The 22180-nt window shown below is 45.1% G+C and carries 16 protein-coding genes; 9 read left to right on the top strand and 7 right to left on the bottom strand.

Going from position 1 to position 22180, the window contains the following annotated elements:
* Positions 1-9 precede the first annotated feature (9 nt).
* The 3 genes from ABIO93_RS08820 to ABIO93_RS08810 form a co-directional block, all read right to left on the bottom strand.
* Entirely contained in the window at positions 10-1725 is a 1716-nt protein-coding gene (locus ABIO93_RS08820; protein ID WP_348066625.1) for an ABC transporter substrate-binding protein, read from the bottom strand.
* A gap of 121 nt (positions 1726-1846) precedes the next feature.
* On the bottom strand, positions 1847-3670 hold the full coding sequence (yidC, locus tag ABIO93_RS08815) for a membrane protein insertase YidC (RefSeq protein ID WP_348066623.1): 1824 nt from the start codon (positions 3668-3670) through the stop codon (positions 1847-1849).
* A gap of 85 nt (positions 3671-3755) precedes the next feature.
* The gene (locus tag ABIO93_RS08810) at positions 3756-5420 is read right to left on the bottom strand and encodes a CTP synthase (RefSeq protein ID WP_348066621.1); all 1665 of its coding nucleotides are present in this window, start codon (positions 5418-5420) and stop codon (positions 3756-3758) included.
* A 383-nt stretch (positions 5421-5803) separates the two neighbouring features.
* Between ABIO93_RS08810 and ABIO93_RS08805 the strand changes: the two genes are divergently transcribed.
* Positions 5804-6703 (top strand): PIG-L family deacetylase, encoded by a 900-nt coding sequence (locus ABIO93_RS08805; RefSeq protein ID WP_348066619.1) that lies wholly within the window; start codon positions 5804-5806, stop codon positions 6701-6703.
* A gap of 125 nt (positions 6704-6828) precedes the next feature.
* On the opposite strand, the gene nspC is transcribed toward ABIO93_RS08805, so the two are convergent.
* Complete coding sequence (gene nspC / locus ABIO93_RS08800; protein WP_348066655.1) at positions 6829-7986, bottom strand: carboxynorspermidine decarboxylase; 1158 nt, start codon at positions 7984-7986, stop codon at positions 6829-6831.
* 122 nt (positions 7987-8108) lie between these two features.
* Here nspC and ABIO93_RS08795 point away from each other — a divergent pair, with 122 nt between their 5' ends.
* The 7 genes from ABIO93_RS08795 to ABIO93_RS08765 all read left to right on the top strand — a co-directional run bounded on the left by ABIO93_RS08795 (position 8109) and on the right by ABIO93_RS08765 (position 17574).
* Complete coding sequence (locus tag ABIO93_RS08795; RefSeq protein ID WP_348066617.1) at positions 8109-8696, top strand: 3'-5' exonuclease; 588 nt, start codon at positions 8109-8111, stop codon at positions 8694-8696.
* Positions 8693-9574, top strand: a complete 882-nt coding sequence (locus ABIO93_RS08790; protein ID WP_348066615.1) for a bestrophin family protein — start codon at positions 8693-8695, stop codon at positions 9572-9574. Before ABIO93_RS08795 ends, ABIO93_RS08790 begins: the two co-directional genes overlap by 4 nt.
* Before the next feature lie 334 nt (positions 9575-9908).
* The gene (locus tag ABIO93_RS08785) at positions 9909-10325 is read left to right on the top strand and encodes a hypothetical protein (RefSeq protein WP_348066613.1); all 417 of its coding nucleotides are present in this window, start codon (positions 9909-9911) and stop codon (positions 10323-10325) included.
* 192 nt (positions 10326-10517) lie between these two features.
* A complete protein-coding gene (locus tag ABIO93_RS08780) occupies positions 10518-11429 on the top strand; it encodes an AraC family transcriptional regulator (RefSeq protein ID WP_348066611.1) in 912 nt (303 codons plus the stop codon).
* 154 nt (positions 11430-11583) lie between these two features.
* Complete coding sequence (locus ABIO93_RS08775; protein WP_348066609.1) at positions 11584-12972, top strand: TolC family protein; 1389 nt, start codon at positions 11584-11586, stop codon at positions 12970-12972.
* A 177-nt stretch (positions 12973-13149) separates the two neighbouring features.
* A complete protein-coding gene (locus ABIO93_RS08770; RefSeq protein WP_348066607.1) occupies positions 13150-16410 on the top strand; it encodes an efflux RND transporter permease subunit in 3261 nt (1086 codons plus the stop codon).
* A 24-nt stretch (positions 16411-16434) separates the two neighbouring features.
* The gene (locus ABIO93_RS08765; protein WP_348066605.1) at positions 16435-17574 is read left to right on the top strand and encodes an efflux RND transporter periplasmic adaptor subunit; all 1140 of its coding nucleotides are present in this window, start codon (positions 16435-16437) and stop codon (positions 17572-17574) included.
* A 24-nt stretch (positions 17575-17598) separates the two neighbouring features.
* On the opposite strand, the gene ABIO93_RS08760 is transcribed toward ABIO93_RS08765, so the two are convergent.
* The 3 genes from ABIO93_RS08760 to ABIO93_RS08750 form a co-directional block, all read right to left on the bottom strand.
* Positions 17599-18216 (bottom strand): DUF6134 family protein, encoded by a 618-nt coding sequence (locus ABIO93_RS08760; protein ID WP_348066603.1) that lies wholly within the window; start codon positions 18214-18216, stop codon positions 17599-17601.
* A 169-nt stretch (positions 18217-18385) separates the two neighbouring features.
* Positions 18386-19030, bottom strand: a complete 645-nt coding sequence (locus ABIO93_RS08755; protein WP_348066601.1) for a hypothetical protein — start codon at positions 19028-19030, stop codon at positions 18386-18388.
* Between the two features lie 79 nt (positions 19031-19109).
* Complete coding sequence (locus tag ABIO93_RS08750; protein WP_348066599.1) at positions 19110-20591, bottom strand: serine hydrolase domain-containing protein; 1482 nt, start codon at positions 20589-20591, stop codon at positions 19110-19112.
* Positions 20592-20956: 365 nt separating this feature from the next.
* On the opposite strand from ABIO93_RS08750, the gene ABIO93_RS08745 reads away from it, so the two are divergent.
* Positions 20957-22120, top strand: coding sequence for an MFS transporter (locus ABIO93_RS08745; RefSeq protein ID WP_348066597.1), 1164 nt, complete (start codon positions 20957-20959; stop codon positions 22118-22120).
* The last annotated feature ends 60 nt before the right edge of the window (positions 22121-22180 follow it).

Raw genomic sequence — 22180 nt, 5'->3', positions numbered from 1 at the left:
CAATTGATACTACCTGTCCACAGGGACCCATTTGGAACCGCTGTATTTCAAAACAGGCGTAATCTGGTTGTCATTTGATTTGGTATAGTCAAATCCATTCAGCAGAAATTCTTCTTCCCCGTACTTTCTGGTTTGAAGCCCGCTGATGTATTTGTCCTTATATTTTGAAAGAATTCTTGCGAAAAATAGCAACTGATCGTATCCCTGGTAGGAATATACCGACGGAAATGTGCTGGTTTTGTTCCAATAATTTTTCTGAAACTGGCGGATACTCTCCTTCTCCCGGTCCACATGATCAGGATCGATCAGGTACAGCCTTGAACCATATCTCGACAGTCTGGAATTTTGAGAATTGAAACTTGTTGATGTCGCGATAATGGGTAGTGTCGTCAGCTTACGGCTGTTGATCACTTCCACCAAGGTACCGCCCACCGAAGCGTCTGCGGCAAACAATGCGATGTGTGAAGGCTTCGTCGTTTCAAATGATGGAATATTGCTTTCCATCCATTCACGGTCCGGTTGAATTTTGACCATGGCCATCACCTTACCACCCTTGCTTTTCCACTCATTGGCGTAGGAAAAAGCCATGGAAGAATCTTTTGGGGTATTGCCGTAATACACGATCGGCCCGGATATCCCGACGGCGATCGTTTTCATCCATTGTGCGGCCTTTTGAGTTTGAAAAGCCACAGATGGATGCGCCAGGTAAATGTTGGACGCTGACGTCAACAAATGGCCGTCCGTCGAAAGTGGGTTAAGCATCAGGGTGCTGGCTTTGGAAATATAATTAGCCGTCACATCAAATGTTCCTTGATACAATGGTCCGATCACCACATCTGACAACTGAAAATTCTTATTATCCACGATCGCCTCCGCAGATTTGGCATCATTGCTGACATCATAAGCCCAGAGGTTTACATTGATTCCTTCAATCATTAGCTGCTCCTTTGCCATCGTCAGGCCTATGTAGTAATCGTAGGCAAACTGATTGGAGCGGCGTTTGGAAGTACTGAACTCGTCTAACCGAAAAGGAAGCATCACTGAAACGTCCAGATATCCCTTTGTCCATTGTCCCTCCGCCCTCGGAGCGCTGCGCACCGGCTTGTCTTCGGCGATCGCTATCTTTTCCTTTTTACTGAACTTAAATTGCTTGTCCAACTGGTCTGCAAGCTGCATATCAGTCTGTGTGGAAGACGGCGAGCTTTGAATGTATTGGACCAAAATCAATGCGACGTCACGGTCCGAAGCATTTTGTTTTTGCAGGTTTATCAATTTGGGAAGATCATTCAGGCCGCTTAAATGATGCTGCTTCAAAGCCTGAACATCCTTGGCAAATGACGAATCTTTAATCTTTTCCAGATAACCGAGCCCCTCATTGGTCTGGCCATTTTCAAAGCTGATCGCTCCCAATAGGTAATGAACGTCATTGATCTTGTTCCAGCCCGGATACCGGCTTTGCAGCTGAACCAGCATTTGTTTGCTTTCTTTAAAACGCTTTAACTGATAAGCAGAAAGTGCATAATAGTAATGAGAATAGGCCGAATACCGGGTTTGGGCATTGACGCTCGTCAGCGGAGAAAACTTCCCCATTGCAGCCGCGTATTTACCTTGTTTGTAATCTGCAACAGCTGATCTATATCTGCTTTCCAATTGTACATCCTGCGCGAATGAAGCATTTTGTAAACCTAACTGGATAATTAAAATCAAAGAAACGATAACTCTCATCAGACTAGTGGGGTCAAATTGATTTTGATCGGACAAATTACGAAAACCGTTCAAAGAGAAAAAAACGGGCAATATTTCCTGACGGAAACATTGCCCTATATACTACGCTACAATAAATCTTTTATTTCTTTTTAGAACGTTTCTCTAAGTCAGCCTGCTTCTTTTTAGCCTCTTCTGCTGCTTGTAACGACTTTTCAAGGTATTTCTGGAACTTGGTTTGTTTCTTCTCACCGTTCGCATTCTTTTTGCGGTTTTCTTCCAGAATATTTCTGATTTTGTCCTCATTCACAAAGCGTTTGATCAGCAATTGCTGCGCGATGGTTACGACGTTGGAAACAAAATAGTAGAAAGTAAGACCGGCAGGAAACGAGTTCAGAACGAACATAAACATCAATGGCATGATATAACCAAGCACTTTCATGTTAACAGGTCCCGGCTGCGTAGGCGTGATCTGGTTATTATAATAGGCGTAACCAATGCTGGAAGCGGTCATCAGTACAGTGAACAAACTGATGTGGTTTCCTACTCCAAACGGAATGATAAACGGAAGCTTTATAAATGAATCGTAAGTTGAAAGGTCACTTGCCCAGAGGAAAGATTGCTGCCTCAGCTCTATGAGGTTTGGAAAAAGGAAAAAGAGAGAAAACAGGATCGGCATGGTAGCGAGTACGGGAATACAGCCGCTAAGCGGGCTTACTCCTACCTGCTGGTAAAGCTTCATCTGGTCCTGCTGCTGCTTCGCCATATCATCCGGGTTCTGGCTACGGATTTGTTCCAGTTCAGGAGCTAGCAACTTCATTTTAGCCATACTGATATACGATTTGTATGTCAATGGCGTCAGAAGCGTTTTGACAAATAATACCAGCAATACGATCAGCAAGCCGTAGTTGGTCACGAATTTTTCAAGGAAATTAAAAAGAGGAACCAGGAAAAATTTGTTGATAGGCTTCAAAAACGCATAGCCCAGGTAAACATTCTGGTCAAAATTCTCTGCCTTTACTTTGTCTACCAGGTGGTAGTCGTTAGGGCCGAGGAAGAACTGATAATTAGCTTCTCCTTTTTGAATGGCCGACATTGGAATTCCAGCCGAAACGTGCATTGTTTTTACAATGGTCGAATCAGCTGGATTCACGTCAGCTCGGAGCGTCACATTGCCGAATGGATGCTTGTCAGCGATTAGCCCGGCAAGGAAGTACTTATGTTTGATCGTAAACCACTTGACAGGATCAGCCGTTTTGGCCTCTTCAACCGATGTAGGGCTGGTAGCAAGGCTTTGAAGATCGTCGGTGTAGTAGTTGATGGTTACTACCTCACGGTTCTTCTTCATATCGTTTTCCAATTGAAGCAAATCATTGTTCCAATCCAGCTGTACCGACTTATCGCCCAATCCAAGTCCATTGGATTTGATACCGTAATCGATCACGTAACCTGAACCGCGAACCACGTAAGTCTGCTCGACGGTCTGGTTATTTTTCAGGTTTACCTTATAAGTGACGATCACAGAATCCTTTTCTCCCAGCGCCTGGCTCTGCGCGTCCGTAGTGAAGAACAGGTCTGTTAGCTTTACGTCACCTGTCGGAGTAGGGAAATTGATGCGGAAACTATTGTGATTTTCAGCAATCAGGTAGAGCGGCTTCTGGTCGTAGGTTTTGTATTTTTTCAACATAACCTCCTTCATCACACCACCTTTGCTGGTGAACACCACCTTGGTATCTTTCGTCTCTATAACCAGCTCTTGGGGAGCCATTTGTGCAACAGCAGAATCACTTGATTGAGAGGGTAACTGAGTAGAATCCGAAACTATTGATGAAGAAACAGATGCTCTTGAAGTATCTTGTTTTACTTGCGCTACAGGGGTTGGTTCCACAGGTTTCGGAACCAGGATCTGGTAGCCTATCAGCATTAGCATGATAAGTACTAAGCCGATTATAAAATTTTTATCCATTATTTACTTAAAATTGTTGAAATAGTTCATCCCTTGCGGGGTGGCAAAGGTAATAAGTTTTTTCCTTATCGGTCTCTAATTGTGATCAGTGGATTGATGGGTTTAACGATTCTACCGACCTTTTTTCGAGAGAATATGACAAGGCGGCAGCCACGAAATTGACAAAAAGCGGGTGCGGGTTCATGACCGTGCTTTTCAACTCAGGGTGAAATTGTACACCAATGTAGAACGGATGACCAGGAAGCTCCATCATTTCAACCAGGTTATTATCAGGATTGATACCTGTGGCAACCAGCCCTTTTTCTTCAAAATCTTTCAGGTATTTGTTATTAAACTCATACCGGTGACGGTGGCGTTCGCTGATGTTGGTCTTGCCATAAATCCGGTTGGCCAGTGTATCCTTCTTAATGCGGCAAGGGTAAGCTCCCAAACGCATGGTACCACCTTTATTGGAAACATCTTTCTGATCTCTCATCAGGTGGATCACAGGATGGTCCGTGTTGGTATCCATTTCAACGGAATGAGCCCCTTGCCAGCCGATCACATTGCGGGCATATTCGATCACGGCCATTTGCATGCCGAGACAAATACCAAAGAAAGGAATGCTGTTCTCCCTAACGTACTGGATCGCTGCAATTTTACCTTCAATTCCTCTTTCTCCAAAACCAGGGGCTACCAGCACGCCATCCAGGTTTTCCAGTTTTTCAACGGCATTGTCAGCGGTAAGACTTTCGGAATGGATCCATTCGATGTTGACCTTGCATTCATTGGCAGCACCGGCATGGATAAAGGACTCTACTATCGATTTGTAAGCGTCATGAAGTTCCACATACTTACCCACTAACCCGATACGGATCGAATCAACAGGATTTTTCAGTCTTGACAAAAATGTTTTCCAGGAATCCAGATCAACATCTTTATCATTATAAATGTCGAGCATATATAATGCACGCTGATCCAGTCTTTCCTTCAACATTAAAAGAGGTACCGCGTAAATCGTATCGGCGTCCATCGCTTCAATGACAGAATTAACCTGAACATTACAGAACAATGCTATTTTCTTGCGGAGGTCGTAAGGTAGTGGGTGCTCTGTGCGGCATACGAGGATATCCGGCTGGATTCCCGATTCCTGAAGCATTCTTACCGAGTGCTGGGTTGGCTTTGTTTTAAGCTCGCCTGCCGAATTCAAATAAGGGATCAATGTCAAATGGATCACCAATGTATCGTGCTCTTCCATTTCAAACTTCACCTGACGAACCGCTTCCAGAAAAGGCAGCGACTCGATGTCCCCTACGCAACCGCCGATTTCAGTAATCACGATGTCATAGTCACCGGATTGCCCGAGCAGCAGCATGTTTCTTTTAAGTTCGTCGGTAATGTGCGGAACAACCTGAACGGTTTTTCCAAGGAAGTCACCACGGCGCTCAGCTGTGATCACATTGTGATATACGCGGCCAGTCGTAACATTGTTGGCCTGAGAAGTACGGACGTTCAAGAAACGCTCGTAATGTCCTAAATCAAGATCCGTTTCGGCTCCGTCGTCCGTTACGTAGCATTCTCCATGCTCGTATGGATTCATGGTACCCGGATCAATATTCAAATAGGGATCGAATTTTTGAATTGTGACGGAAAGCCCTCTGGCTTGCAGTAATTTAGCTAATGATGAGGCAATAATTCCTTTGCCAAGTGAAGATGTAACACCGCCCGTAACGAAAATGTACTTCGCGGTCTTTCGTGCTTTGGAAGCCATAAGACGTTGCTTTTTTTCTATGATTACGGGATACAAAGGTACAGGAATATTACAAGAATCTTATCAGGCCTGGTTGAATTATTTGGCGCGAACGTATTAAGGTCTTGTTACTCTGGCAGGTTAGCCAAACATATTTTTTCTGCTCAGGAAAGCTCCACGGGGCATTTTTGCATAAAATAGCCGCCCATTCTCCTTCAAAATATGTGAATTAATCTGATTTAAAAAAGTGTTTAAAAAAAAATTTGGATTTCTTTCACGGTACGGGCTGGCAAAACGCGGTTCCCAAGTGTGTAAACGCTTTAAACCAAGGCTCTTTCGCTTATAAGCGAATATAAATTCCTATTTTGCATTCTTGCTAAACCTTTCAAACCACTTTTCTAACCATGAGGAAATTTATATTTCTCCCGGCGTTTTTGCTGTTACAATCCTTCGCTTTCGCGCAAACAGCAAGCCAAACAGCCAAATTACCCTTGAAAATTATCGTATTCGGCGCTCATCCCGACGACTGCGACCTTGGAGCGGGGGGTGTCGCTTCCATTTATTCTTCGATGGGTCACAAAGTGAAATTCGTTTCGCTCACCAATGGAGATGCAGGCCACCAGGATATCGGCGGCGGAGAGTTAGCCAAACGCCGGCTCAATGAAACCAAAGAAGTAGCCAAACGCCTGAACATCGAGTACGACGTGCTCGACAACCACGACGGGGAACTGTTTCCGACATTAGAAAACAGACTGGCGGTAATCCGCAAAATTCGCGAATGGAATGCAGACGTGGTGATCGCGCCCAGAACCAACGATTACCATCCTGATCACCGCAACACGGGCGTTGTGGTACAAGACGCATCCTACCTGGTTATAGTGCCCAACATTCTTAGCAGTGTGCCGCCATTGGTCAAAAACCCTGTTTTTCTCTACTTCCGTGACCGCTTCCAAAGGCCTAATCCATTCCGTCCTGACATTGCGATCGATATCACTGAGGCAATTACTAAAAAAGTGCATGGATTGGATGCACACGTTTCCCAATTTTATGAATGGTTACCATGGACAAGTCAGGATCTTGCTAACGTTCCCAAGGGTTTGGAAGAAAGAAAAAAATGGCTGCTAGCCGCTACCGAAAGACGCTCTTCCGTAACACCTGAAATCAAACTGACATTGGAGAAATGGTACGGGAAAGAGCAGGCTGAAAAGATCCGTTTTGTTGAAGTTTTCGAGATCACCGAGTACGGCAAGCAGCCTTCTGCGGAAGAAATAAGACGTCTTTTTCCAATGCTCCCTACCAACTGATTTTCTAAGTTTTCCCTAAACGAAAAGCATCAAAAACAAAAACGGCTATCATGGAAGAATATCATCTTTCCAAGATAACCGTTTTTGTTTTTTTTAACCGCCTCTCAACGTTTATATATGATTCACTACGATAACCTGTCTTTGAAACTTTCATAACCGTAAGATCTCACCAGTCTGAATTCCTGGCTCTCCTTCCACATACCAATGGAAGGTAAATTAACACCGTTAAATGTAGTGGTCTTAACCATGGTGTAATGGATCATGTCTTCAAATATGATTTTATCTCCTATTTGCAAAGGCCGATCGAATGAATAGTCCCCGATGAAATCGCCTGCCAAACAGGTCATTCCGCCCATTCTGTAAGTAGGCTTGCCTGCAATCGCCTCCTGGTGCGCTCCCTTGATAACGGGCTTATAAGGCATCTCCAGAGTATCGGGCATGTGGGCCGCGAACGAGGTATCCAGTATGGCCACATCTATACCCTGGCTGTCCATGACATCCAGTACCGTTGTCACCAACTCTCCCGTTCTCCATGCAATGGCTGAGCCCGGTTCTAGTATCACATCCAGGTTATATTTCTTCTTTATGGTACTAACTAAAAATATTAGTTTATCAAGATCGTATCCTTCTCTTGTCATCAAATGTCCACCGCCCATATTCAACCATTTGGCCTGATGCAGCAGGTCCCCAAATCGGGACTCCAGCGCTTGCAACGTTCGTTCCAATGTATCCGATCCATTCTCACACAAAGTATGGAAGTGAATGCCATCTATTCCGTCGGGAAGTACATCCGGTAACTTGTCACGCGTGACGCCCAGCCTGGACCCCGGTACGCACGGGTTATACATGTCCGTAGCTACTTCCGAATATTGCGGATTAACCCTGATCCCGCAGGAAAGCTCGTGCGATGGATTACTTTCCTTAAAAGCCTCTACCCTATCCTTAAACCGCTCCCATTGGCTCAGTGAATTGAAAGTAATATGGCTGCTGCGCTCCATAATCTCGCCAAATTCCTGATCCAGGTACGCAGGCATATAAGTGTGCGACTGATACCCAATGAAATCATTGATCAGCTTCACCTCGTTCAGTGAGCTTGCCGTAGCTCCGCTCAGGTACTCTTTCACAATCGGAAAGGCACTGTACATGGAGAAACCTTTCAAGGCCAGAATGATTTTGCAACCTGCCGACTTTTGCACCGAATCGATCAGACGAAGGTTTTTGCGGAGCAACTCCTCTTCCAGAACGAAGCACGGCGACGGTATTTGACTGTATTCGATGGGCATTTTATATAAATGAATAATGAATGGATCTCCTAAAATGTAATGTTTGCCTAATTTTGTACACAAAAGTATAAGTTTGAGTTTCAAAGCATGATCAATTTTTTACTCACCACTACGCATACCCTATGTCCTTCCTCGTATTAGATATTGAAATGACTGGTCCAGAACCGGGCTGGAATGAGATCATTCAGATCGGTGCTGAGCTTTTTGACGACAACTGGCGATCGCTCGGTACTTACCTGCAAAATGTGTATCCGGAGAATGAAGAGGCTTTTTCGGTCAAATCGGAAGAAGTACACGGGCTGTCGATGACTGACCTGGAAGATGCGCCGATGATTTACGACGTACTCCCTGAATTAGAAAAATGGATCAAAAAACTGAATGCCGGCAAGCCGAATTTTTCCAATGTGATCATTTGCGGACAAAGCGTGATCAATGACATTAATTTCCTGCGCTATGCCTACCGTAACGAAAAGATGAAATGGTCGTTTTCCAACAAAATGATCGATCTGCACACCGTATCTTACTTGTTTTTTCAAATCCTCGAAAAGAATGGCAAAACGGTTCCGCGCTCCCTCAGCCTGGGTTCCGTGGCCAGCTACTTCGGTTTTGAAAGAGAGGAAGAAACGCACAATGCATTGGAAGACGCCCGATTGACCGCCAAATGTTTCAAAGAATTCTTCAAGCTTATTGAACAGGTAAAACTTGTATGATAGACTACAACCCGAAGGAGTGGTTTCGATACATCTTCTATTTCCAAAAGGCCGACACGGTTCGAAAGCTCACGCCCCTGATACTTACCATCGGCGTTTACTCCGCGATCGTTGCCTATATACTCATCGTGTATCTAAAATTGGGCGATAATACCGATCTCAAAAACATCTCGCTGATGCATTCCCTGCTCGGGTTTGTAATCTCCATGCTACTCGTTTTCAGGACCAATACAGCTTATGACCGGTGGTGGGAAGGCCGCAAGCAATGGGGTACCTTAATGAACAGCAGCCTAAACCTGGCCTTGAAGATCAACGGGTTGCTGGATCAGGAGCACGTTCAGGAGCGCGACTTCTTCAAAAAAATGATCCCTAACTACGGCTTTGCATTAAAGAACCATTTGCGCAATCGCTTTCAGCCCGAAGAGTTTGAGGATTCTGCCTTTTTTACCAAAAGCGCCCTCAATATGCACGATCACATTCCCAATCAGATTGCTTCCGCGCTGTTTAGTAAGGTCATTGAATTACAGAAAAAGGGAATTCTGCTACCAGAGCATACCATTCTGCTCAATGGTGAACTGGAATCGCTAAGCGACATTTGCGGAGCTTGCGAACGGATTAAAAATACTCCTATACCCCTTTCATACAGCTCATTCATCAAGAAATTCATCTTTACCTACTGCCTTACGCTTCCGATCGGTTACGTTTTTAGTCTGCACTTTCTGGTCATTCCTTTCGTGATGTTCGTGTTCTACATTCTGGCCAGTCTCGAAGTCATTGCGGAGGAAATTGAGGACCCATTTGGCGAAGACAGCAACGACCTACCTATCGAGCGAATCTGCAAAGGCATTCATACGTCTGCACAGGCTTTGCTGAAATGATTTTCCGAACAAACCGCTTTAAAAATTAGAAACTCATTAGAATGATATCAGAACTTCATTAGAATTTCAGTTTTTTTGATTTTTTTTCCCCTTACCGATCCAAACCTTCTTTCAGGATTTTTTCAAATTTTCAGACGAATAAAGTTTGAAGTGAAACCTAATTTTTCAATACTACCATAAGTCCGGTCTTATAGCTGTCATAATCGAGCCTGATTTAGCCAAATTGCCATTTCTGCACCAAAAATGGCCAGGGTTGTAAGAGTGAAAAAGTTATTAATTTCCGTGCATCCCTTCAAAAAGGGGCATTAATGTTCCATAAAAACAATGATGAAGGATGAGAAAAATCAATTTCACAGCCGCCTTCATACTCTCCGCAGTCATGATAGCGTTTACAGCAAAGTCGCAGTCCATTGTGGATCCGGGAGTGTCGGTACACAATTATAAGCATCCAAATAAAGCTGCACAGGCAAAAGCGAAAAATGCCGATAATACCATAAAAGTTGCCAATTTCAATACCATTGAAAGGTATGGAAAGCAGCAACGCAGCCGCTATTCCAGTTCAACACCCAAGTATGCTCCAAGGCCTGTCGCCTTGATCGTCACGAGGGACTACGCGGTGAAAGGGATCGACATTAACCCATTAGTATCGCCTAGGAATTATAAAACGCCTAATAATTTTGTGATTAAGGATACTGCTCAACTCGCTGACAAGAGCGGTATTGATAGTTCTCCTTATCCCACAGTCGACTAGTACCTCAATTGCCGGACAATGCAGAGCCAGCTCCTAGTAGCTGGCTTTTGTTTTATATGCCCATGCTATATCTCTCTCTATAAAGATTATTATAATTTTAAAAAATAGAATAATAGCAAGTTAGCCGACCATTTAATTACATTTTAACCAATTCCTTTTGCGCTGAATATTTGAATTTCATAACTTCAACGCATGATACCAAGTGAGAGTATAGCACATTTCTACCTGACGCATCCAGCCGCTAAAGGTCTAAAAAGCCCGGACAAATCAACCGGCGACGAGGGGCATTTCAATGTGTTCTCACGGGTATTTTGCAACAAATACACTTCCTACGCACGCAGGGATTTTTACAAGATCTCCCTCATCATCGGAAAAGGCATTCTTTCCCACGGCGATCACCAGATCGAGATCAATCAAAACGCGCTGGTTTTCTTCAACCGCAATGTTCCTTATTCCTGGCAAGCGGTTTCCGATGACCAGGCTGGCTACTTCTGTCTTTTTACCGACGAGTTTCTGAGCACCATGACCCGTGCAAAAACAGTGAGCAACTGCCCTATTCTGCGCAGCGACTGCATTCCCGTCTATTTTATTAATAAAGAACAAGAGGAATACCTGCTGGGGATCTTTGGTAAAATGCAGGCAGACATTGATTCCGGTTACGTTCACAAGTATGATCTGATGCGGAATTATGTGAATGTGATCGCGCACGAAGCTATGAAAATGCAGTCGTCGGAAGTGACTGATCCTCATAGCAATGGTTCCGCAAGACTTTCCTCCGCTTTTCAGGAATTACTGGCAAGGCAGTTTCCGATCGAGTCGCCGGAACATAAACTGAAACTGAAAACGGCCAAGGACTATGCCACCAAACTCGGTGTGCATGTAAACCACCTGAACCGGGCACTCAAAGAGAATACCGGCAAGACAACGACCGAGCACATTATCGACCGAATTTTATCCCAGTCCAAGGTAATGCTCAGGCATTCCAACTGGAGCGTCGCCGAGATCGCCTTTTGTCTGGGTTTCGAATATCCGGCCTACTTTAACAATCTGTTCAAAAAACAAATTGGCGTCACTCCCAAGTCGTATCGCGTTCACGAAAGGTAATGATGTTTGAATTTTATAAGATATTATTTGAAAGTAGTAAATATTGCTCACCACCACCCAACTACCTTTGCAAAGCGATTTAGCCATACCATCATCTGAGAATATTTCAAAAGTGGTCGGTTCGGTTACATTGTAAGGTAATTTGATTGAAATTATGCTCACTAGATGTTTCTCCATCCTGTTTTTAACCATGGCAATGATCCCTGCCAGTCAAAAACTCTCGGCCCAGGTTCTTTCTTTAAATGATGCTGTTGAGACGGCGCTCTCCAATTATGCTTCGATTAGGGCAAAAAATAACTATCTGAGCGCCTCCAAAGCGACAGTACTGCAAAGCAAAAAAGAATACCTGCCTAACTTCAACTTATCGGCCCAGCAGGATTATGGGACCGTCAATGGGCAGAATGGTCCGTTATATGGGCTAGGTCTTTCAGTAGCATCTTCCGGCTTGCCGCTGCCCAAGCAAAATTGGAATTCGGCTTTCGGGGCGCTGTACCTTACTAATGTCAACTGGGATTTCTTTGCATTCGGCCGTGCTCGCGAGCGGATACAGGTGTCAGAATCCATTGTTTCCCGTGATCAGAGTGATCTGGAACAAGAGCAATTTCAGCATAGCGTGAGAGTGGCGGGCGCTTATCTCAACTTGTTAGTAGCGCAACGATTGACCAAATCCTGGGAAAATAACCTGGAACGCGCAACTGCTTTGAAGAATGTGGTCGTAACCCGCGCGAAAAACGGCCTGATACCTGGTGTAGACTCATCATTGGCCAATGCGGAAGTTTCCAATGCTAAGATCAGCATTACCCAAGCCAGGGATTTTGAGCAGGAACAAGCTAATAACCTGGCGCGGTTAATGGGTACTACTGACCAGCAATTTGTGCTCGACACCTTGTTCATTACCCGAATTCCGGGCTCTCTTTCCGATACCATTTCCAAAACAGGAGTTCACCCGCTACTGAAATATTATTCCAACCGGATTGCCGTAAGCGACCGTCAGGCGAAGTATTACCAGACATTGGGAATGCCTACTTTTTCCCTTTTTGGTGTTTTTCAAGGCCGTGGCGCTGGTTTTTCTTCTTCCTATGCTACGGATCAGCATGCATATACTCAAAACTATTTCGAGGGTATTAAACCCGTCCGGGCCAATTACCTGCTGGGTATTGGTGCAACGTGGAATATGACGAGCATTCTGCGTACCAGGCAACAGGTAGCAGCACAAAATTTCGTTTCCAGCGCATTGAAAGAGGAATATAACCTGGTAGACCAGCAAATTCGCAATCAACTTCTTTTGTCCGAAAACAAGATCAGGAATGCAGTTTCCAATTTTCAGGAAGCGCCCGTACAGGTAAGATCAGCGTCAGATGCTTACCTGCAAAAGAGTGTTTTATATAAAAACGGCCTTAGTAACATTGTGGATGTGACGCAGGCCTTGTACATCCTGGTGCGCGCTGAAACCAATCGTGACGTCGCGCTTAGTAATTTGTGGCAGGCTTTATTGCTTAAATCAGCAGCAGCCGGCGATTTTAACCTATTTCTGAATCAATAATGGATTGTGGCGGCTTGAACGGGAAAGTGGTAGTGTGGTCAGATGTAGTCATTTATTGTCATTGGTAGTCATTACTTTAAAATCACAATTCCCGACCATAAATGACAATGCCTGACCATAAATGACAATAATGATAATCCTTAACACGCACCCATTGACATTACAAATAACAGTAACATGGATTTAATACGTTTTGCATTACGTAAACCTATCACCATCATGGTTTTGGTGGCCGGTTTACTCTTTTTCGGTATCAATGCGGTTCGGAATATCAAGGTGGATATTTTCCCGAAGCTCGACCTGCCTGTGATGTACATTGCCCACCCGTTTGGCGGGTACACGCCTACGCAGATGGAGACGTTCTTTGCGAAGCAGTACATTAATATTTTGTTGTATGTCAATGGTATTAAGACCATTGAGACAAAAAATATACAAGGGCTTACGCTGATGAAGATCAATTTTTACCCGGGTACCAACATGGCCCAGGCCTCTGCGGAGCTCAGTTCATTCACGAACCGCGCCCAGGCCATCTTCCCGCCAGGATCCAACCCGCCGTTCATTATCCGTTTTGATGCGTCTACCCTACCGGTTGGTCAGCTGGTGATCAGCAGTGACAAACGTTCGAACAATGAATTGCTGGATCTTGCCAACGTATATGTACGATCTACATTTACATCCATTCCCGGACTTGTTTCGGCCCCGCCTTTTGGAGGTAACATCAGAACGGTCGTTATCAAAGCGGACCCGGAACTCATGCGTTCGCACAACATTTCAGCTGATCAGCTGGTGGAGGCATTGAAGGTTAATAACCAGACTGCACCTTCGGGTAATGTTCGGATCGGGGACAAAAACTACATTACGCCTACCAATACCACGGTTCGTAGCATTAAGGATTTTGAAAGTCTCCCGCTGTTCAAAGGCCAGGTCCAGAACCTGTACCTGCGCGACGTGGCAAAAGTGGAGGATGGCGCGGACATTACGGTTGGTTATGGCTTGGTAAATGGAAAGCGGTCGGTTTATCTGAGTATTGCGAAAAGTGCTGATGCTTCCACCTGGGAAGTTGTTCAAAATCTTAAAAAGGAAATACCGCGCATTAAAAGCACATTGCCGGAGGACGTAAATATTAGCTACGAGTTCGACCAGTCGACTTACGTCATGAACTCGGTGATGAGCTTGCTGACAGAAGGCGCGATTGGTGCAATACTGACTGGCTTGATGGTTTTATTGTTTCTGGGAGATGCCCGCGGCGCATTGATTGTGATCCTGACTATTCCTACCTCCATCATTTCCGGCGTTTTGTTCCTGAATCTTTTTGGGCAAACGATCAACATTATGACGTTGAGCGGTTTGGCACTCGCGATTGGTATTTTGGTGGATGAGAGTACGGTTACCATTGAAAATATTCACCAGCACCTGGATATGGGCAAGCCCAAAGCACTCGCGATTTGGGATGCCTGTCAGGAAATTGCCTTTCCAAAGCTGCTGATCCTGTTTTGTATCCTGGCCGTATTTGCGCCGGCGTTCACAATGGGCGGCATACCGGGCTCACTGTTTTTGCCTCTGGCGCTGGCCATTGGTTTCAGTATGATCATTTCTTACTTTCTGGCGCAAACTTTCGTGCCGGTCATGGCCAACTGGATCATGAAAGGTAAGCATCACAAAAAAAGCGATGGTACCGACATGACCGATGCTGAAGAGTTTGCGGCTGCGCATCTGAGCAAAAATAAGGAAGAACAAAAAGAAGCATTGCTTCACAAATCTGATCATGCAAATGGTGTGAAGTTAAGCCGCTTTGACCGCATCAGGCTACGTTTTATGAGGTTTATGGCCAGAATGATCCCATTCCGAAAACCGATTGTGATTGGTTATCTGGTGATCACCACTGCATTGGCGGGGGTATTACTGAACATGATCGGAAAAGATGTTTTGCCAAAAGTAAATGGCAGTCAGTTCCAGGTACGCCTCCGTGCCCCGGAAGGGACCAGGATTGAAAGAACGGAGGAGAAAACATTGAAGACGATCCAAATCATCAAAGAAATTGTGGGTCCGGAAAATGTAGCGATCACATCAGCCTACGTAGGTCAGCATCCGTCCCTTTTCTCAACGAGCCCGATTTATTTGTGGATGGCAGGACCTCAGGAAGCTGTATTGCAAGTGGGTTTGCATGAAGGCTTCCATACCAACCTCGACGAATTAAAGGAAAAAATCAGGCATAGGGTTAAAGAAACACAACCGGATGTTGCGCTTTCATTTGAACCGATTGAGTTGACAGACAAAATTTTAAGTCAGGGTTCTTCAACTCCCATCGAAGTAAGGATGTCTGGCCGTAACAAGCAGGTGAATGAAGAGTATGCCAAGAAAGTGATGAAAGGTTTGAGACAAATCAGTTATCTCCGGGATATCCAGCTTGGCCAATCCAACAAATATCCGGCTATACGAATTGAGGTGGACCGCATCCGGGCGGCGCAATTGGGTGTAGATATGAATGATATTTCCAGATCACTGACTGCTTCAACTTCTTCCTCCCGATATACCGATAAAAATATTTGGGTAGATGAAAAAGCAGGCCTCAGCTACAATGTACAGGTTCAGATTCCAGAGAGCAAGATGAATAGTGTCAATGACATAAGCGAAATTTCATTGCTTCGTAATTCCAATCGTCCGGTACTAGGCGACGTTGCCACCATCACACCAGATACTACCTACGGGGAAAATGATAACCTGGGATCTATGCCTGTTTTGTCTGTGACGGCTAACCTCAACAACATTGACTTAGGAACTGCAAAAGCGGATGTTCAGAAAACGTTAGCGTCACTGGGCGAAATTCCGAGGGGATTGACAGTGGATCTGATCGGTATGAGCCAGACCCTGACCGACACCCTGGACAGCTTGCAAAATGGGCTGGTGGTAGCCATTATAGTGATATTTTTAATGCTAGCCGCTAACTTTCAGTCATTCAAGGTATCCGCGATTGTGCTGGCAACCGTTCCGGCTGTGATCTTAGGCTCTCTTACATTACTACTGTTAACCGGCTCCACATTGAACCTTCAATCCTATATGGGCATTATTATGTCAGTCGGCGTTTCAATTTCTAATGCGGTGTTGCTGATTACCAATGCCGAGCAGCTCAGAAGACATAGCGGTGATGCCATTGAAGCGGCGCAGGAATCTGCTGGCTTGCGCCTCCGTCCGATTGTCATGACGGCTGTGGCCATGGTAGCAGGTATGATCCCGATGGCGAGCGGGTTGGGAGAAGCGGGTGATCAGTCTTCTCCGCTTGGAAGGGCAGTGATTGGAGGGCTGGTTGCATCTACTTTTGCAGCTTTGTTTATCCTGCCGCTGGCTTTCGCATGGGGACAGGGCAAGGCTACGACCCAAAGTGTTTCGCTTGATCCCGAAGATGAAGAAAGCAAGTTTTATGTTCCTTTGGCCAAATAATCTAAGAATCGAACTGATAAGACAATGAAAAATATACGTCACATCGCCCTGACCGTACTGGTCGCCGCCACCGCGCCGGTATTACAAAACTGCGGTTCTTCCAAAGCGGAGGAAGAGGAAAATAAAAAGGCAACAGCGAAAACTGCGTCCGTTGAGACTACCGCTTTGGAAACATTTGCATTGCACAAGCATTCACTAGCATCCAATTTGCAGATCCCAGGCGAGCTGATCGCTTTTCAGCAAGTCGATTTGTATGCCAAAGTGAGCAGCTTTGTCAAGAAGCTTCATGCCGACGTGGGCTCAGAAGTACAACAAGGCCAGCTACTCGCCTCCATGGAAGCGCCTGAGCTTACGTCGCAGCTGATAGGTAGTGAATCGCGGCTGAAATCGCAGGAGGCTATTTACCAGGCAAGCAAAGCGAACTACGACCGTTTGCTGGAAACCAGCAAAACACCGGGTACCGTTTCACAGAACGACCTGGACGTAGCTTTGGCCAAAAAGAACTCTGACCTCGCGCAATTAGATGCGGCCAGATCAACCAGTAAAGAAATTACGGATACCAGAAATTACCTGGAAATCCGCGCACCATTCAGCGGCGTGATCACCGCACGTAATGTGAGTACAGGCGCGTATGTAGGCCCGTCGGGCAAAGGTTCGGAATTTCCATTGTTTACATTGGTCGAGCAACGCAAATTGAGGCTGGTAGTGAGCGTTCCGGAAGCGTATACCAGTTATTTGAAGAACAAAAGTGAGGTAACTTTCAGCGTAAAATCGTTACCCAATCAGAACTTTCCTGCCAAAGTATCCCGCCTGGCAGGTGCGCTCGACCTTCGTTTAAGGTCGCAAAGAACAGAAATGGACGTAGTTAACAGCGATAGAAAACTTTTACCCGGTATGATTGCCGAAGTTTCTATCCCATTGACTGGTGATGCGAACTCATTTGCTATTCCAAAGTCAGCTGTTCTCAATTCAACACAGGGAACTTATGTCATTAAGGTGGTTGATCAGAAAGCATTGTGGGTACCGATCAAAACCGGAACGAGCAGCGACGATAAGACGGAGATTTTTGGAGACATTCAGGAAGGTGACGTGCTCGTGAAAGTTGCTAATGAAGAAATCAGGAATAATGCAGAGGTGAAAAATACGAAGCAGGTTTCATTATAAAAATAGAGTGAACCAGCTGTAAGCTTAGTTCACTCTATTTTTTCCTTCATTCAATACGATGCGCAGTTTAAACCCCGCCAGATCGGTCTTTACCTCGCGGCAAAGGCCGTTTTTGTAAGAATATATTCCTTCTTTTCCGTCCGGTAATGAAACGCCGTATTTGCCTTCCGACAGCTTTTTCACGCTGCACATTTTGCCATACCGCTCAGAATACACCTCGCTGATATTGATTGGCTCTTTATAATACAGGCCGGTAATCGTACTTTTAATGGGGCTGTTGAACTCAATTTTAGGCTTATCCTTCGCATCCTCTCCCGAAAACCATACCTCATACAGCGATTTGACGCTGCTTTTGGTTTGCGTCCGCTCTTTCAGGTCCCCATTCACATGGTGCGCGCAAGTGGCCGAAACCAGTTTCCCCTGCGAATAGTTAGTCTGAGTGGAATACTTGCCTTTGTAAAACATAATCTTGAAATCTGACTCGATTCGATGGGTTTCGGTATTGTCTTTTCCCTTGTCGTCAAAGACTTTTAATGAACCTATCGTACGGCCAGCAACGATCACATCATACACATTCTGAGCTTTGGCGGCCCATGCAGATAGGAGTAAACATCCAAAAACTACAAATCCTGAAATGCTCATCTTATTACGGTTTAGTCGGGAAATAGTGTGCAATACTTATATAACAGTACAAATTTTATTCCTATTGCCTTTGATCAACATTATCAACACTTTACCCAACCTCTATTTTGGGAACTGTGGATCAATTGAGACATAATATACCACAAATCATCAGTTCCCCCTAACCGTTTCAGAACCTGCCGAATTTCAATGTAAGATTGTACGAGATATTGCTCAGATCGCTGTCGGTCAAACCATTTGCTTTTGCATTAAAAGCCTTACGATAAGATACGCCAGGACTGAATCTCATCCATTTTAATACATTAAATTCAACCTGAACACCCGGCTCCATCACAAAGAAACATTTGACATCATCGTCATCATAGCGTTCGTCCCAATCAAAATCATCCCAGTTCTCCGTATCGTGGCGGTCATATTGTACTGTAAATCCAGTACCTGTCAATAGATTTACGTTAACATGGACCATTTTGGTTGAGGCAACCACATACTCGGTCATTAAACCCAACTGTCCATACTGATAAGTCATTTTTCTACCTGGAAACTGCTGACTTTCAAGCGGTACCGGGATGTAATTAGTGGTAGCAGCTGCACCCACTCCCAACATGAAACGCTGATTCACAAACCAGCCTCCGTAAATTTCAGCCATATTGGCAAAGTCGCCATTGATCTTTGTAAACTTATTGGAGATGGCAGCATAGCCGCCAGACCTGCGGATACCGGAGTTTCTGAAAATGGTCTGGTTTTCCTGCGCAGCCGAATCTGTTACCGCCGCAAGGCATAAAATGAAAGTGAATGATAAGAAGATATTTTTCATGATTTCTGATTGTTTTGTTCTCAGACAATTCAGAAAAACATCCCCCCTATTCCTTTCTTAAAATTTTTGATACTTGTGATTATTTGGCCAATGAAAAGTCCAGCTGCTGGATCAATGCGGGGTTTTCAGGCGATAATGTAAAATATACCCGAATATCGCCGCTAGTCCCTTTGAGCAGGAATGTGCCACGCAACTGATTTTCGGCATTCATATCAGTAGATCCGGTCATGTTTCCCGTTTTGGCCAGTAGCGCATCCAGCTCCTTTTTACGATGTGATACAGAACGGTCAGGAAAGAAGTTTTCAGCAAAAATACCGCTTTGCTCAGCATTCTTCCAGTCCGGCACCAGCTTCACAAGTTGTTCTTTGCGTTGTTTCAAAATATTGGAAACTTTCACAGGAAGTGGTTTGAGCCCCGCCATTGAAATGATCGTATCCAAAACAGCCGTGTTAATGGTCGCCATACCCGCATAGGTACGGTTTGCATGTGCGATGATTCCAATGCCATATTCCGGCAGGATCTGCCACTGGCTTCCAAACCCCGGTAACCCGCCTGTATGCCCTATTCCAGTCCTGCCAGCACAATCCCTGCTCCACCGCAGGCCATATCCATACGCAGACATCATTGCGCAGGCCCGGCCGCTTGGGTACTTGTACGAGGCATTCAAACCACTGAAATTCCAGGGCATTTGCATTTCCCGAACATCACTGCGCAAGACCGGGCCCGTTTCAGGTAGAGAGCTGGGTGGCCATGCCGACAAATGAAAAGCTACATATTTACCAAAATCATCAATAGACGTGATCAACCCGCCCATTGCGCCATAAGTACCGTCGTGTAAAAGCTCCTCTTCTTTCCACACATCATCTTCGTAGCGATAGCCGTGCGCCAGCAGCTCTTTTGGCGCTTTGGAATATTCCCAGATTGTATTATTCATCCCAAGCGGTTTAAAAATCACCTCATTAATATACTCCTGATACGGCTTACCGGAAACATTGGTAATGATCTTTCCCAGCATAGCAAAGCCCAGATTGGCATATTCGTAAGTGATTCCGGGCACATTGGAAAACGATATTCCTTTTTTGATCAACGCGATCAGCTCTTCATCTTTGGTATCCAGCTGCCGGTCGCCCCATGGATTATCCTCCGGAAAGCCAGCGGCGTGGGTCAGCAAATGCCTGACTGTAATCGGCGGAGCGTCAGTTGTTAGCGAGGGCATTGTTTTCAGTTCAGGGATATATAAGTACGCGGGATCGTCCAGTTTTAGCTTCCCTTCTCTCCTTAGTGCCAGAATGCCCATCGCCGTCACACTTTTAGACATCGACGCGATCCTGAACAATGACCCGGGTGTCGCTTTCACGGAAGTGGCGATTTCCGAAAAACCATTAGCCCCCGAAAGTATCAGTTCCCCATCGACCACCAGCCCGAAAGCCAGACCGGGAAAATGATTCTTTTCCGAATAGTCCTGATACAGTTTTTCAATAACTGGCAAAGTGGCCTTGATCTTTTTGATACGCTCCGTTTCAACCTGCTGGGCAGAAGCCGTCAGGGCAAGAAAGCTCATGACTAAAGTAAAACTCAGTCTCATTGTAGGAATTATTTGGTGAAAAGGTGATGGGTGAATTTAGTGAATCCAGACTATTTTATCTACCATTTTTTAGAATTGGTCCGTATTCTACTGCAATTCCATATTACAATATTCCACTTTCTTAGTTTTGTACAACACATACTTTTTAATTTTATTTAAAAAGTACAATTTTTTTGAATTAAATCTGTACCCAATGCGTTAATTTTGCATCTGTAAGTGTTTTGATAAAAGAATAGTCCATTTTCAGGCATAAAAGAGTATAACAACAAGAAATTAAAAAAATCATATTTATAAATACGAACTCTCAGTCACACACGTTGTTCGCCAAAATTTTCACTCCTATGAATTATTCAATTTTTGCCCCATCCGACTCCCGAAAGTATCTGCGTCTTGCCGTATCAGCTTTCTTCTTCGTTCAGGGTTTAAGTTTTGCGGCGTGGGCAAGCCGTATCCCCGACATTAAAAACATGCTGCACCTGACAGAAGGCGGTTTGGGAACTGTACTTTTAGCGCTTCCACTTGGCTTAATGGCCAGTTTGCCGATATCAGGATGGATGGTGACCCATTACGGAAGCAAGAAAATGGTCCTCATCGGAGCTATTTTATACGCTGTGACGCTGGCCTTCATTGGTTTTGTAACGAGAACAGAACAGCTGGTGATCGTGCTTTTTGCCTTTGGTCTCTGGGGTAACCTTACCAATATTGCCGTGAATACACAAGCAGTAGCGGTGGAACAGGTTTACGGCAAGTCCATTATGGCATCCTTTCACGGGCTTTGGAGCCTTGCAGGTTTCGTGAGCGCTATGATCGGCTCCTTCTTTATTTCAGTTAGTATACCTCCTCATATTCACTTTTTAGTCATTGCAGTGGCAGCATTCGGCGTCATTTTTACCGCCTACAAGCACACCATGCCAGATAGCGACAGAAATGAAGGAGAGGCGCAGCCCATGTTTGTAAAACCCGACCGCGACCTTTTAATGCTTGGTCTGATCGGCTTCTGCGCCATGGTTTGTGAAGGCGCAATGTTCGACTGGAGTGGCGTATATTTCCAGGAAGCTGTTAAAGTCCCAGCCTCTCTGACCACCCTTGGTTACGTAGCCTTTATGGGTACGATGACTGGCGGCCGTTTTGCCGGCGACTGGTTGGCAAACCGTTTGGGCAGAAAAAAAATGTTACAGATCAGCGGTGCTTTAATGGGTACCGGATTAGCCATTGCAGTATTCCTTCCTTATTTAGTTCCCGCCACATTTGGCTTCCTGCTGGTTGGATTCGGCGTTTCGTCTGTCGTACCCCTGGTTTATAGCGCGGCCGGAAAGTCAAACACCATGTCAGCAGGAATGGCACTTGCGGCAGTATCCTCTATCAGTTTCATCGGCTTTTTAATCGGGCCTCCATTAATCGGGATCGTAGCGCAATTCGCAGATCTCCGCTGGTCATTCGCGATCGTAGGCATGCTCGCTTCATTGACGGCATTTTTGTCAACCAAAGCAAAATTGATCCAGTAGTTTCAGACTGGTACATTATTTTCAGTAGCAAAAAGGATAATCGAAAGGTTATCCTTTTTA

It is taken from the genome of Dyadobacter sp. (assembly GCF_039919315.1).
Classification (GTDB): Bacteria; Bacteroidota; Bacteroidia; order Cytophagales; family Spirosomataceae; genus Dyadobacter.
This window is presented reverse-complemented; position numbering and strand designations above follow the sequence as displayed.